13 protein-coding genes and 1 tRNA gene are annotated in these 13,353 nt (G+C 69.0%); 5 read left to right on the top strand and 9 right to left on the bottom strand.

The genetic code is table 11. From position 1 onward, the window contains the following. Nucleotides 1–3: 3 nt before the first annotated feature. Both tig and E2L08_RS02855 read right to left on the bottom strand, forming a co-directional pair. Nucleotides 4–1,341: a trigger factor gene (tig, locus tag E2L08_RS02860; RefSeq protein WP_133395555.1), complete on the bottom strand. Its 1,338-nt coding sequence runs from the start codon at nucleotides 1,339–1,341 to the stop codon at nucleotides 4–6. A 23-nt stretch (nucleotides 1,342–1,364) separates the two neighbouring features. Then, nucleotides 1,365–1,449 (bottom strand) — tRNA-Leu (locus tag E2L08_RS02855). A 186-nt stretch (nucleotides 1,450–1,635) separates the two neighbouring features. On the opposite strand from E2L08_RS02855, the gene E2L08_RS02850 reads away from it, so the two are divergent. Next, on the top strand, nucleotides 1,636–2,097 hold the full coding sequence (locus E2L08_RS02850; protein WP_133395554.1) for a Hint domain-containing protein: 462 nt from the start codon (nucleotides 1,636–1,638) through the stop codon (nucleotides 2,095–2,097). Nucleotides 2,098–2,118: 21 nt separating this feature from the next. On the opposite strand, the gene ntrX is transcribed toward E2L08_RS02850, so the two are convergent. The 5 genes from ntrX to dusB form a co-directional block, all read right to left on the bottom strand. Continuing rightward, on the bottom strand, nucleotides 2,119–3,525 hold the full coding sequence (gene ntrX / locus E2L08_RS02845; RefSeq protein ID WP_133395553.1) for a nitrogen assimilation response regulator NtrX: 1,407 nt from the start codon (nucleotides 3,523–3,525) through the stop codon (nucleotides 2,119–2,121). Continuing rightward, entirely contained in the window at nucleotides 3,522–5,828 is a 2,307-nt protein-coding gene (locus tag E2L08_RS02840) for a sensor histidine kinase NtrY-like (protein WP_133395552.1), read from the bottom strand. The genes ntrX and E2L08_RS02840 overlap by 4 nt, the downstream gene beginning before the upstream one ends. A gap of 108 nt (nucleotides 5,829–5,936) precedes the next feature. Next, nucleotides 5,937–7,310, bottom strand: coding sequence for a response regulator (locus tag E2L08_RS02835; protein WP_133395551.1), 1,374 nt, complete (start codon nucleotides 7,308–7,310; stop codon nucleotides 5,937–5,939). 1 nt (nucleotide 7,311) lies between these two features. Beyond that, nucleotides 7,312–8,406, bottom strand: coding sequence for a two-component system sensor histidine kinase NtrB (locus tag E2L08_RS02830; RefSeq protein ID WP_276321513.1), 1,095 nt, complete (start codon nucleotides 8,404–8,406; stop codon nucleotides 7,312–7,314). Beyond that, on the bottom strand, nucleotides 8,403–9,416 hold the full coding sequence (dusB, locus tag E2L08_RS02825; RefSeq protein ID WP_370450563.1) for a tRNA dihydrouridine synthase DusB: 1,014 nt from the start codon (nucleotides 9,414–9,416) through the stop codon (nucleotides 8,403–8,405). Before dusB ends, E2L08_RS02830 begins: the two co-directional genes overlap by 4 nt. A gap of 185 nt (nucleotides 9,417–9,601) precedes the next feature. Here dusB and E2L08_RS02820 point away from each other — a divergent pair, with 185 nt between their 5' ends. Genes E2L08_RS02820 through E2L08_RS02810 form a run of 3 tightly spaced genes read left to right on the top strand, consistent with a single transcriptional unit; the run spans nucleotide 9,602 to nucleotide 11,751 of the window. Further along, a complete protein-coding gene (locus E2L08_RS02820; protein ID WP_133395548.1) occupies nucleotides 9,602–10,768 on the top strand; it encodes a bifunctional 2-C-methyl-D-erythritol 4-phosphate cytidylyltransferase/2-C-methyl-D-erythritol 2,4-cyclodiphosphate synthase in 1,167 nt (388 codons plus the stop codon). 19 nt (nucleotides 10,769–10,787) lie between these two features. Continuing rightward, the gene (locus E2L08_RS02815) at nucleotides 10,788–11,291 is read left to right on the top strand and encodes a phosphatidylglycerophosphatase A family protein (RefSeq protein ID WP_133395547.1); all 504 of its coding nucleotides are present in this window, start codon (nucleotides 10,788–10,790) and stop codon (nucleotides 11,289–11,291) included. Next, the gene (locus tag E2L08_RS02810) at nucleotides 11,272–11,751 is read left to right on the top strand and encodes a CinA family protein (RefSeq protein WP_133395546.1); all 480 of its coding nucleotides are present in this window, start codon (nucleotides 11,272–11,274) and stop codon (nucleotides 11,749–11,751) included. The genes E2L08_RS02815 and E2L08_RS02810 overlap by 20 nt, the downstream gene beginning before the upstream one ends. An 8-nt stretch (nucleotides 11,752–11,759) precedes the next feature. Here E2L08_RS02810 and E2L08_RS02805 read toward each other — a convergent pair whose 3' ends face one another. Together E2L08_RS02805 and E2L08_RS02800 are read right to left on the bottom strand one after the other, a co-directional pair. Continuing rightward, nucleotides 11,760–12,272: a gluconokinase gene (locus E2L08_RS02805; protein ID WP_240758009.1), complete on the bottom strand. Its 513-nt coding sequence runs from the start codon at nucleotides 12,270–12,272 to the stop codon at nucleotides 11,760–11,762. Beyond that, nucleotides 12,265–12,720 carry a type II toxin-antitoxin system RatA family toxin gene (locus E2L08_RS02800; RefSeq protein ID WP_133395544.1) on the bottom strand — a complete coding sequence of 152 codons (456 nt, stop codon included), beginning with the start codon at nucleotides 12,718–12,720 and terminating at the stop codon, nucleotides 12,265–12,267. The genes E2L08_RS02805 and E2L08_RS02800 overlap by 8 nt, the downstream gene beginning before the upstream one ends. Before the next feature lie 78 nt (nucleotides 12,721–12,798). Between E2L08_RS02800 and hpt the strand changes: the two genes are divergently transcribed. Then, the gene (hpt, locus tag E2L08_RS02795) at nucleotides 12,799–13,338 is read left to right on the top strand and encodes a hypoxanthine phosphoribosyltransferase (RefSeq protein ID WP_133395543.1); all 540 of its coding nucleotides are present in this window, start codon (nucleotides 12,799–12,801) and stop codon (nucleotides 13,336–13,338) included. The last annotated feature ends 15 nt before the right edge of the window (nucleotides 13,339–13,353 follow it).

Here is a 13,353-nt window from a genome sequence, read left to right as displayed (position 1 = left end):
AGCTTACGCCGCGGCCTCGTCCTCGTCCATGGCCTCGACAGCGGCCTGAAGCTCGTCCTTGCTCACGGTCTTGTCGGTGACGTTTGCGTGGTCGACGATGTGATCGACGACCTTGTCCTCGAAGATCGGCGCCTGGATCTGCTGGCGCATCTGCTCGTTCTGCTGCACGAACTCGAAGAACTGCCGCTCCTGGCCGGGATACTGGCGCGCCTGGTTCATCACCGCCTGCGTCAACTCGGCATCCGTGACCTGCACCTCGTTGCGGCGGCCGATATCGGCCAGCAGGAGGCCGAGGCGGACGCGTCGCTCGGCGAGGCTGTTATGCTCGTCGGTCGGTTCGATCTCGCCGTGATCATGGCCGTGATCCTCGGGATGCTCTTCGTGGTAGAGCTGGTGCGCGATCTGCTTGGCCTCGGCCTCGACGAGGCTGGGGGGCAGCTCGAACTTCACCATGTCGTCGAGCTTGTCGAGAAGCTGCCGCTTGAGCACGGCGCGGGCGGCCTGTCCGTATTCCGCCGCGAGGCGGTCGCGGATCTGGCCCTTGAGCGCGTCGAGATCGTCGGCGCCGTATTTCTTGGCCAGCTCGTCGTCGATCGTGGCGGGCTGCGGGGCCTTCACCTCTTTCACGGTGCAGGCGAAAACGGCATCCTTGCCGGCCAGGTTCGCGGCCTGGTAATCCTCGGGAAAGCTGACCTTCACGTCGACTTCGTCACCGGCGGACTTGCCCACGAGCTGCTCTTCGAATCCGGGGATGAAGCTGCCCGAGCCAAGCACCAGCGGATAATCCTCGGCGGCGCCGCCCTGGAACTCCTCGCCATCGACCGAACCCTTGAAATCCATGACGATCTGATCGCCATCCTCGGCCGCCCCGTCCTTGGCCTCGTAGGCCTTGGCATTGTCGGCCAGGCTTTGCAGGGCCTCGTCAACCGCGCTGTCCTCGGGGGTGACGACGAGCCTCTCGAGCTCGAGAGTCGAGGCGTCGAACTCGGGGATCTCGGGCAGCGCCTCGTAAGAGAGGTTCACCTCGACATCGTCGCCCTTCTGCCAGTTCTCGTTGGCCATCTTGACGTCGGGCTGCATGGCCGGGCGGTCGCCGGTCTCGCGGAAATGCGACGACATGGCGCCATCGACGGCCTCCTGCATGGCCTCGCCCAGCAGACGCTCGCCGAACTGCTTGCGCAGCAGCGACATCGGGACCTTGCCCTTGCGAAAACCCTTCATCTCGATGGTCGGCTGCGCCTCGGCCAGCTTTTCGTTGACCTTGGCATCGAGCTCGTCGGCCGTCACGGTGATGTGGTAGGACCGCTTCAGTCCTTCGTTCAGGGTCTCGGTGACCTGCATCTGCCTTGCTTCCCTTTGTCCTTTGGTGCGGGTGAAGGGACTTGAACCCCCACGCCTTGCGGCGCCAGAACCTAAATCTGGTGCGTCTACCAGTTCCGCCACACCCGCAGAAACCGCCCCGGAGGCGTACCCCCGAAATTCGCGCCTGACTAGCAAAGCCCCCTGTCGGATGCGAGCGGAAAAACATGGGCCCCGCCCTGCCCCGCGCCAAATCGCGAGTTCGCCGCCGCGCCGGCCCATTCCCGTCACAATCGGGGGTCAGAACTGCCGCGACGCCACGGACAGGAGCCGACCATGACCCAGATCGCGAAAACCGGTGCCCGCACCCAGACCGGCCTCGTTGCCGGTACCCGCGTGATGACGTCGGACGGGATGCTCCCGGTCGAGTTCCTCGAGGCGGGCGACCGCATCGTGACGCGGCAGGGGCTGCGCCGGCTCCGCGCCGTTTCGGTGGTGGAACGGACCGCGCAGCAGGTCGTGACCATACGGGCAAGCGTTCTGGGCCATGACCGGCCCGAACACCCGCTGCGCGTCGCCGCCGATCAGCCCGTGGTGCTGCGCGACTGGCGCGCGCGGGCCATGTTCGGCACCGACACCGCGGTCGTCCCGGCGCGGCGCCTCGTCGATGGGGATTTCATCTCCGAGACGCCGGTGGCGCGCCTGCGCAGTTTCGTGCTGGTCTTCGACACGCCCCAGATCGTCTATGCCGAGGGTGCCGAGGTCGCGATGGGCGCGTCGCAGGACGCGACGGCCTGACACCGGCCGCCGCGGGCGGGATCACCCCGCGGCATGTTCGTCGAGAAACGCGACCCGGCTGCCCTGCTTGTTCGCCGTGACGACACCCAGCGACTTCAGCTTGCGGTGCAGCGCGCTCCGCTCCATCCCCACGAAATTCGCCGTGCGCGAAATGTTGCCGCCAAAGCGGTTGATCTGGGTCAGCAGATACTCCCGCTCGAACAGCTCGCGCGCCTCGCGCAGGGGCAGTGTCGCCAGCGCGCCAAGCGCCACGGCGCGGCCTTCGTGCTCGACCGGCGCATCGGGGCCGGGCAGGTCCGAGGCGCAGATCGGACCCTTGCCGTCGCTCAGGATCAGCACCCGCTCCATCAGGTTCTTGAGCTGTCGCACATTGCCGGGCCAGCTCATCGTCTGCAGCATCGCGGTGGCGTCGTCAGCCAGCGCGCGCAGCGGCAGGCCTTGCGTGCGGTTGTAGCCCCTGAGGAAATGATCGGCGAGTTCGGGGATATCCTCGCACCGCTCGTCGAGCCCCGGCACCGGGATCGGCACGACCGCGAGGCGGTGGAACAGCTCCTGGCGGAACCGCCCCTCGGCAATCTCGTGGGCCAGGTCGCGCGTGGTCGATGACACGACGCGGATATCGACCTTGACCTTTTCGGTGCCGCCCACGCGCTGAAACGACTGGTCGACCAGAACGCGCAGGATCTTGGATTGCGTGCCCAGCGGCATGTCGGCGATCTCGTCGAAATAGAGGATGCCGCCATCGGCCTGTTCCAGCAATCCCGGCTCGATCTCGCGCTCGGGCGTCTCGCGCCCGAACAGCACCTCTTCCATGCGGTCGGGCTCGATGCTGGCCGATCCCACGGTGACGAAAGGATGTTCGGACCGGCCCGAGTTGGCGTGGATATAGCGCGCGGCCAGTTCCTTGCCCGACCCCGCGGGCCCCGACAGCAGAACCCGCCCGTTCGATTTCGTCACCTTGTCGAGCTGCGATTTCAGCGTCTTGAAGGCGTGCGAGCTGCCGATCATCTCGGGCGGCTCGGCCTCGCGGCGGCGCAGGGCGACATTCTCGCGACGCAACCGCGAGGTTTCCATCGCGCGGCCGATCACGACGGTCAACTGGTCGATGTTGAAGGGTTTTTCGATATAGTCATAGGCGCCCTGCTTGATCGCGGCGACCGCGATCTCGATGGTGCCATGGCCCGAGATGATGATGACGGGGACGCCCGGATAATCGCGCTTGGCGATCTTGAGAATGTCGATCCCGTCCATGTCGCTGTCTTTCAGCCAGATATCGAGGATCATGAGCGCGGGCGGCTCCTTCTCGATCTCGGCCATGCATTCCGACGAATTGGAGGCCCGCCGCGTGGTATATCCTTCTTCCTCGAGGATATCCGCGATGAGTTCGCGGATGTCGCGCTCGTCGTCGACGATCAGAATGTCGCTCATTTTCCCTGTGCCTCCATGAAATGATGATCGGGGTCGCGCGTGGCGTCGGTATCGGGCCCGGCCGCGCCGGTGGCGGGCGGATCGGGGACAAGTGGCAGGCGGATCTCGGCGCGGGCGCCGCGATGGGCGCCGGGTGCAAAGGGATCGGCGTCCGACAGCGTCAGCGTGCCGCCATGTTCCTCGATGATCTTGCGCACGATGGGCAGGCCCAGCCCCGTGCCGGCCGAGCGGGTGGTGAAATAGGGCTCGAACAGGCGCGCACGGTCGTCGGGCAGGCCGATGCCGTTATCCTCGATGACGATGGCCGCCGCGTCGCGGGCGGGCGTCTCGAGCCGGATGCGGATTTGCGGGGCGTAGCCCTCGTGGGCGCCCGCCTCGATCAGGGATTGGGTCGCCTCGCCCGCGTTCTTGATGAGGTTGGTCAGCGCCTGGCCGATCATCGTCTCGTCGAACTCGGCGATCTGCGGCGTGTCGGGCAGGTCCGCGTCGATGATCACGCCCTCCTGCCCCGCGCGTTGCAGCACCACCGCGCCGCGCAGCGTCTCGACCAGATCGTGGCGGTAGCGCTCGGGCTCGGGCATGCGGGCAAAGCGGCTGAACTCGTCGACGATGCGGCGCAGACCCTCGGTCTGGCGCACGATCACGTCGGTCAGCTCAGCCAGCTTGTCGGGGTCCGAGACCTCGGGGCCGAACTTGCGCGTGATGCGCCCCGCCGAAAGCTGGATCGGCGTCAGCGGGTTCTTGATCTCGTGCGCGATCCGCCGGGCCACGTCGCCCCAGGCGGCAAGCCTCTGTGCCGCGACGAGGTCGGTCACATCGTCGAAGGCCACGACATAGCCTTCGAGCGCGCCGTTCTCGCCGCGCCGCGTGGCGACCCGCACCAGCAGGCTTTCCAGGTGGCCCGCGCGCGTCACCTTGACCTCGCCCTGAACGGTCTCGTCGCGGCCCTGGGCGATCTTTTCGAAAAGCGGGCCAAATTCGGGGATGGCCACGGTCAGGTGCGTGTCCTGCCCGGCCGCCTCGTCAAGCTGCAGCAGCCGCTCGGCCGAGCGGTTGACGAAGGTCACGCGCCCCTCGGCATCGAGTCCGACAAGCCCCGCCGTGACCGAGGACAAGACCGAATCGAACAGGCGGCGGCGGCGTTCGATCTGGGCATTGGTGGCCAGAAGCGTCTCGCGCTGGAGTTTGAGCTGCCCGGTCATCTGGTTGAAGATCCGCCCCAGCATCGAGATCTCGTCGTCGCCCTCTTCCTCGCGGACGCGCACGTCCAGATCGCCCGCACCGATCCGCTGAGCGGCGCCGGCAAGCCGGCCGACGGGGCGCGACAGCCGCTCGGCGAACCACAGCCCCAGCCAGATCGCGGCGAGGATCAGGATCAGCGCAAATCCGAGGTAGAGCAGCCCGAACTCGAACAGCAGCCGCCCGCGTTCGCTTTCGAGCTGGTTGTACAGCCGCACCGAATCCTGCGTGTCGTCGAGCAGGGCCAGGAGCTCTCCGTCGACATCGCGACTGACATAGAGGAACAGATCGCCCAGCCCCGCGATCGGGACCAGCGCGCGGAACTCGTTGATGTCCCAATCCTCGATGACCACCGTGCGCCCGCTGCGCGCGGCGGCGATGGCCTCGGGGGCGGGGCGTTCGAAATCGAAGAGATAGCTGTCTTCGCCACGGGCTCGGATCTCGCCCTCGCCGTCGACGACATAGGCCTCGCGCAGGCCGCGCTGAATGCGCGACTGCCCCTGCCCGAGCAGCTGGCGCAGCTCGCCATCCGAGCGCAGGAACGAATTGGCCCGCGCGGCCGACAGGAACGCGGCCAGCGCCTCGGCATCCTCGGAAAGATCCCGGCGCTGTTCGTCCTCATAGGCTTCGGCCGCGGCGAGCGAGGCGCCCACCACCTGCCGCACCCGGTCCGAAAACCACCCCTCGAGCCCGAAATTCACCGTGAGCGTGGCAAAGACCGCGACCGTGATCGTCGGGATCAGCGCGATCAGCGCAAAGACGCCCGCGAGCCTGAGATGCAGCCGCGATCCGGCCGATTGGCGGCGCCGCGCCGCAACGACCCGCACCAGCGTCGCCAGCACCAGCGCGGCCAGCGTGATGATATAGACGAGGTCGGCCAGCAGCACGAGGCGCAGCGACACCGCGCCCAGCCCCACCTCGAGCGGGCCGAGCACCGCGTAGGTCGCGAATGCCAGCACAGGACCGAGACAGACCAGAACGATCGTCGCCGCATTGCGCACACGCCGCCTGCGGCGCAGTCGCGCCAGCCGATCCCAACTGAGCATCCGGGACGGATGCATCATGGGCTACCTCATCAGGTTCTGGCGTGAACACGACGCCTGGATATAAACCGCTCGGCATGGCTTTTTGGCGGGATCTGTCGTCCCTTGTGCCACGCTTCTGTTGCCGTTTTACATCAACTTTCGGCGTCTGGCTACCTGAATATCGAGATCGGTGATCTTCTTTCGCAACGTATTGCGATTGATCCCCAAAAGCTCGGCGCATTTGGCCTGATTGCCGTTGGTCGCGTCGAGCGCGATCTCGATCAGCGGGGTTTCGACCTCGCGCAGGATACGGGCGTAAAGCCCCGGCGCGGGCAAGCTGCCGCCGTGCAGATCGAAATAGCGCCGCAGGTGCCGCGCCACCCCGGCCCCAAGGCGGTCGGCGTCGCCATCGTCCCGGAGCGGCCCCGCCGCGGGTTGACCGCCCAACACGGCCTCCATCTCGTCGCGCGCGATCTCGGGCCGGTTGCCCGTCACCGCGAGCCGCTGCATCGCGTTCTCGAGCTGGCGCACATTGCCGGGCCAGGCATAGCGCCGCACAAGCGCCGCCGCCCCGTCCGACAGGCTGCGCGCCGTATGCCCGTCGCGCGCGGCACGAGCCAGGAAATGCTCGGCCAGCAGGGGAATGTCCTCGACACGCTCGCGCAGCGGCGGGACGTGCAGAGCCACCCCGCCCAGCCGGTAGAACAGATCGGCGCGAAATCCGCCCGCCTCGATCCGGCGGCCGAGATCGGCCTGCGTCGTCGCCATGATCCGGGGGCCGCCCTCGGGGTCGAGCGCGTCCAGCAGCCGCACCAGCCGCGCCTGTTCGCCCGGCGACAGGTCGCCCGCCTCGTCGAACAGGATCGTGCCCGACCGCGCGCGGGCCAAAAGCGCCGCGGCCGTCTCGGGCTGGGCCAAGTCGCCCGCGCCGGCCACGACGAAGGGGCGCGCGCGCCGGTCCGAAAAATCGTGGATCGCACGCGCCACCAGCGATTTTCCCGCGCCGCTTTCCCCGGTCACGAGAACGGCGAGGTCGCTGTTCATGATCCGCGCGACCATGCGATAGAGCGTCTGCATGGCCGGCGCACGACCGACGAGGGGCAGGTCCGCGGCGGCCTCGGCGGGGGGTGCCGCCTGCGTGGCGGGGGCGGTGCCGACGCCCTGCGACAAGGCCCGCGCGGCGCGTTTCATCAGATCGGGCAGATCGAAGGGCTTGGGCAGGTAGTCGAACGCCTCGGCCTCGGCGGCTTCGATGGCGGTGCGGATCGTGTTGCGCGCCGAGATCACGATGACTGGAAGTCCGGGCCTGAGCGCGGCGATGCGCGGCATCGCTTCGAGCCCGTTGCCATCGGGCATCACGACGTCCGAGATCACGAGGTCGCCCTTGCCCTCTTCGACCCAGCGCAAAAGCGTCACCATCGAGGCCGTGGCATGGACCTTGCATCCGGCCCGCGTCAACGCCTGCGCCAGAACCGTCCGGATCGTGCGGTCGTCGTCGGCGACGAGAACGGTTCCATCCATGTCAGCGCACCTCTTGAGGCGTCGGGTCGCGCAGGGCGGTTTCGGGCGCCGCGGGCAGCGAAATGCGAAAGGCCGTTCGTCCGGGGCGGCTGTCGACCGAGACGAGCCCCTCGTGATCGGCGACGATGCGCGACACCAGTGCCAGCCCCAGGCCGGTGCCGTTCTCGCGACCGGACACGAAGGGGTCGAATATGCCGTCGAGCATGTCGGCGGCGATGCCGGGGCCGTCGTCGATCACCTCGATCTGAAGCGGCAGCGCACGGCCCGACCCGTCGGGGCGGCGCAGGCGCAGGCCCGCGTCGTAAAAGCTGCGCAGAACGATGGTGCCGCCGCCCGGCCCCGCGGCCTCGGCGGCGTTGCGCATCAGGTTCAGAACCGCCTGCTGCATCTGGTCGGAATCGATCCAGGCCGCGGGCAGCGACGGGTCGTAACGCGGCTCGATCCGCATCTGCGCGGCGGCGCCCAACGCGGCGCTGTTCCTTGCGCGGTCGAGCATGGTGTGCAGGTTCACCGCCCGGCGACGGGGCGGCGCGAGATTGCCGAACTGTTCGACCTGGTCGAGCAGCGCGACGATCCGGCGGCTCTCGGCGACGATCAGATCGGTCAACGCCACGCCCTCGGGGTCGAGCCCCATCGACAAAAGCTGGGCCGCGCCCGTGATCCCCGCCAGCGGGTTCTTGATCTCGTGGGCCAGCATCTCGGCCATGCCGATGGCCGCGCGCGCGGCGTTGCGCGGCTCGCCCGCCTTGCCGAGCCGACCGGCCACCTGCCGCGGCGACAGCATGACGAGGATATGCCCCTCGAGCCCCGGCACCGGCGCGATGCTGAGATTGCAGGTCTCGGGCGGGGCCTGCCCGCCGCCGACCTCGACCGCGTTGGCATAGAGCGGCGCACGGTCGCGCCGCATCCGCGCGAGCGCGCCGTCGATGGGCGCGTCGATGAAGACCCGGTCGAAGATCGGGGCTCCGCGCAGGGATTTCTCGGAGGTGCCGAGGAAATCCTCGGCCGCGGCATTGACCTCGGCGATGCGGTCCGCGGCGTCGATCAGGATCGCGGGAACCGGCATTGCCGCCCAGATCCGCTCGGCCCGGTTCACGCCGCGCAGCCCGCGGCAGCCCCGAACGCGACGCGCAAGGCGCGCGCCGCGGCGCTAGGCGTCGCGGCGGTCAGCACGCCGCGGCGTGTCGCCTCGGGTGCGCCGGCCCGGTCCATGTACCACCCGAGATGCTTGCGCACGACCCGCGTGCCGAAATGCGCCCCGTAAAAGCCGCAGGATTCGTCGAGATGGTGCAGCGCCAGATCGAGCAGCGCGGCACCCCGCGGGATCCTGGGGGCGGGCGTGCCGTAAAGCGCGGCGGCGATCTCGGCCACGCGCCAGGGCGCGCCCTGCGTGCCCCGCCCGATCATCACCCCGTCGGCCCCCGAGAGGCGCAGCGCCTCGCGCGCATCGCCCGTGGTGACGATATCGCCATTGGCGATGACCGGGATCGTCACGGCGCGCTTGATCGCGGCGATGGCAGCCCAATCGGCGCGCCCCTTGTAGAACTGGCACCGCGTGCGGCCGTGGATCGTCACGGCGCGGATGCCGGCGGCTTGGGCGCGGGCGGCGATATCGGCGGCGTTGAGGCAATCGCCGTCCCAGCCCAGCCGCGTCTTGAGCGTGACGGGCACCGCGACTGCGGCCACCACCGCCTCGATCAGGCGCAGCGCGAGGTCCGGTTCGCGCAGCAGCGCCGAGCCTGAGGCCCCGTTCACCACCTTTTTCGCCGGGCAGCCCATGTTGATGTCGATGACGGCCGCGCCCGCGGCCTCGACCCGTCGCGCGGCCTCGGCCATCCAGTAGGGATCGCGCCCCGCGATCTGCACCGCGGTGCGCGTGCAGCCGAGGCCCAGCGCCGCGCGCTCGCGCACGCCCGGTTTGCCCTGCACCATCTCCTGGCTGGCCACCATCTCGGAGACGGCGAATCCGGGGCCGAATCCCTGAACGATCCGGCGGAACGGCAGGTCCGTGATCCCCGCCATCGGCGCGAGATAGACCGGGGGCCACGCGCCGAGCGCGCGCAGCGCAGGTCGAATGGAGTCGTCATCGCGGTGGCCGGCGTGCAAGATGCTCAATCCTTCGGCAAGTGCCCAATCGCATATCGTCATGCCCCCGAGCCTGCAAATCTTCGACACGGTGTTTCCACAGAAAATCCGGCATAGCCCGATTCTTGGGCGTATATTGCCGCAGTTCGCGCGCAAAGAAGGATGAACCGGCGCCCGGACGGGCGCGAAACTGGCGGGGCAGACGCATGGACAAGGATAGCACGGTCGCCGCGATCATCGTCGCCGCCGGGCGGGGCCGCCGCGCCGGTCCCGGCCGGCCCAAGCAATGGCGCGAACTCGCCGGCCGCACCGTGGCCGCATGGACCATCGACGCCTTTCGCAGCCATCCGCGCATCGCGCAGGTGGTGCTGGTGCTGGCGCCCGACGACATGGGGCTCGCCCCCGGCTGGGACGCGCATCCCGACATGCGCGTCGTCGCGGGCGGCGATACCCGTGCGCAATCGGTGGCCGCGGGACTCGCCGCGCTGGACGCGCTTGCGCCCGACGCGGTGCTGATCCACGACGTCGCCCGCCCGCTGGTGCCTGCCGACATGATCGACCGGGTCATCGACGCGCTGGCCCACGCGCCGGGCGCCGCGCCCGCGCTTGCCGTGGTCGACGCGCTCTGGACGGGCGCGGACGGGCGGGTGCAGGGCGTGCACCCGCGCGACGGGCTGTTCCGCGCCCAGACGCCGCAGGGGTTCCGTTTCGCCGCCATCCGCGCGGCCCATCGCAGCCATGGCGGCGCAGCGGCCGACGATGTCGAGATCGCGCGCGCCGCGGGGCTGGACGTTTCCATCGTCGAGGGCGATGAACGGGCCTTCAAGATCACCGGGCCGGGCGATTTCGCCCGTGCCGAGGCGATCGTCGCGCAGTCGTCAGGGGGCCGCATGAGGGATATCCGCACCGGAACGGGCTATGACGTCCACGCCTTCGGGCCGGGGGACGCGGTGACGCTGTGCGGGGTCGCGGTGCCGTTCGACCGCGCCCTGTCGGGGCACAGCGATGCCGATGTCGGGCTGCACGCGCTGACCGATGCCATATACGGCGCGCTGGCCGAGGGCGATATCGGCACGCATTTCCCGCCCTCCGATCCGCAATGGAAGGGCACGGCCTCGCATGTCTTTCTCGAACACGCGGTGTCGCGCGCGGGCTCGCGGGGGTTCCGCATCGGCAATGTCGATGTGACGCTCATATGCGAGCGGCCGAGGATCGGCCCCCATGCCGACGCGATGCGGGCGCGGACGGCGGAAATCCTCGACATCGCTGCCGACCGGGTCAGTATCAAGGCCACGACCTCGGAACGGCTGGGATTCACCGGCCGGGAAGAGGGGATCGCCGCCATCGCGTCGGTCACGCTCATCGCCGATTGACGCCAACGCCAGAGGCCCCATGCCCGCCACCCTGCCCCGCCTGATCGCGACATTCGGCCTTGTCGGCTATCTGCGCCCCGCGCCCGGCACATGGGGGTCGCTGGCCGCATTGCCGGTGTTCTGGGTGCTGCATGTGCTGGGCGGGCCGGTGGCCTGCGTCCTCGGGATCGCCGCCGCCTATGGCCTGGGGCATTGGGCCACGGCCAAGATGACGGCGGGCAGCGCGCATTCCGATCCAGGCGAGATCGTGATCGACGAGGTGGCCGGGCAATGGGTCGCGCTGATGCCCGTCAGCATCGGTTCGGCATTCGCGGGCGCCGCGATTCTCGATCTCTGGCCCGGATGGCTGGCGGGCTTTGCGCTGTTTCGGCTGTTCGACATCCTCAAGCCCGGTCCGGTGGGCTGGGCCGACCGGCGCGGGGACGTGACTGGGGTGATGCTCGACGACGTGATCGCCGGGGCGCTCGCCGCGATCTGCGTCATCTTGCTCGGCGTGGCCTGGCATGTCGTCGCCTTCGGTTGACCTTGCCGCGCTGCTGGCGCGGGCCACGGCCACGGGCACCGTCATCGCCACCGCCGAAAGCTGCACGGGCGGCATGATCGCCGCGCGGCTGACCGACCTGCCCGGATCCTCGGCGATGTTCGACCGGGGCTTCGTCACCTATTCGAACGCGGCGAAACGCGACATGCTGGGCGTGCGGGCCGCGACGCTGGACCGTGTGGGCGCCGTATCGGAGGAGGTCGCGCGCGAGATGGCCCAGGGCGCGCGCGACCGCTCGGCCGCGACGCTGGCCGTCGCGGTCACGGGCATCGCCGGCCCCGGAGGGTCCGAGCACAAGCCCGAGGGCATGGTCTGTTTCGGCCTGGCCGACGGGCGGGGCGTGCGGGCCGAAACGGTGCTGTTCGGTGCGGCGGGCCGCGACGCCGTGCGCCGCGCGACGGTCGAACATGCGCTGCGGATGCTGGCCGCGGCCATCGGCTGAGGCGCGGCTCAGCCCGGATCGGCGATTTCACGCGCCGCGCGGGTCACGATCTCGTCCACGCCGTTCTCGATATCGACGGTGACGGCGCGTTCGTCGGGGCCCGGTTCCTGCAGTGTCGCCAACTGGCTGTCGAGCAGGTCCACGGGCATGAAATGCGCGGTGCGCCGGGTCATGCGCCGGGCCAGCGTCTCGCGGCGGCCGCGCAGGTAGACGAATATCACCTCGCGCCCGGCCCGCGCCCGGATCAGGTCGCGGTAGGCCCGCGTCAGGGCCGAGCAGGCGACGACCCGGCCCGGCGGGACCAGCGCCGCACCCACCTGTTCCAGCCAGGGCAGGCGATCGGCGTCGGTCAACGCGATGCCCCGCGCCATCCGGTCGATATTGGCCCGCGGATGCAGCGTATCGCCGTCGAGGTAATCGCGCCCTAGCCGCGCCGCCAGCGCCTCGCCGATGGTGCTCTTGCCGCTGCCCGAGACGCCCATGACGACGATGTTCGCCTGCGCCGCCGGGCCGTCAGCCACCGGGACGGCCGTAAAGCTCGGCCGCGCGGCGTTCGAAGGCGCGGACGATGCGCTGCATGGCATCGTTGAAGAACATCGAGGCGGCCGAGCCGAGGATCCGGCTCTTGAACTCGAAATCCACGTCGAAGATCACCTCGCACCCGCCATCCACGTCGCGAAAGCGCCAGACCGATTCCATGTGGCGGAAAGGCCCGTTCAGATAGGCCGTGTCGATGCGCCGCGCCTCGGGGTCGAGATCCACCCGGCTGGTGAACCGCTCGCGAAAGACCTTGAACGAGATGATGAGATCGGCCTCGATCGTCTCGCCGGGGTCGCGCGGCGTCCGGGTGCGGATCCGCGCGGCCGAGATCCACGGGATGAATTTCGGGTAATCCTCGACATCGGCGACGAGGTCGTACATCTGCTCGGCCGTATAGGGCAGCTTGCGGGTCTCGTGATGCTTGGGCATATCCTCTCCCGGTGCGGTCCGGCCCATCCCGGCCAACAGGGATGTCGGCCGGAACGCGCATGAATTCAAGGGGACGGCATGGCACATGACGGCTACGACATAGACGAGATGATCTCGGCCAAGAAGATCGCGGCCCGCATCGAAGAGCTCGCGCGCGAGATCGAGGCCGCCTTTGCCGGGACCGATCAGCTTGTCGTGGTGGGGCTGCTGCGCGGATCCTTCGTGTTCATCGCCGACCTCGTGCGGGTTCTGAACCTGCCCGTCGAGGTCGATTTCCTCGAGGCGTCGTCCTATGGCAACGCCATGGAAAGCAGCCGCGAGGTCCGTATCCTCAAGGACCTGTCGGGCGAGATCGGCGGGCGCGACGTGTTGGTGGTCGAGGATATCGTCGACACGGGCTTTACGCTCCATCATGTCCTGCGCCTGCTCGAAAGCCGCCGCCCCCGCCGGCTGGAAACCATCGCGCTGCTCGACAAGCCGTCGCGCCGCGAGGTCGATATCGCCGCGACCTGGACGGGCTTCGAGATCCCCGACGAGTTCGTGGTGGGATACGGCATCGACTATGCCCAGGCCGATCGCCACCTGCCCTATATCGGCAAGGTGCGCATGACCGGCTGAGCCGGTGCCGGACCC

It is taken from the genome of Palleronia sediminis (assembly GCF_004358695.1).
In the GTDB taxonomy this organism is placed as follows: Bacteria; Pseudomonadota; Alphaproteobacteria; order Rhodobacterales; family Rhodobacteraceae; genus Palleronia; species Palleronia sediminis.
Note: the sequence above shows the minus strand (reverse complement) of the source record. Positions and strands in the feature narration are given on the sequence as shown.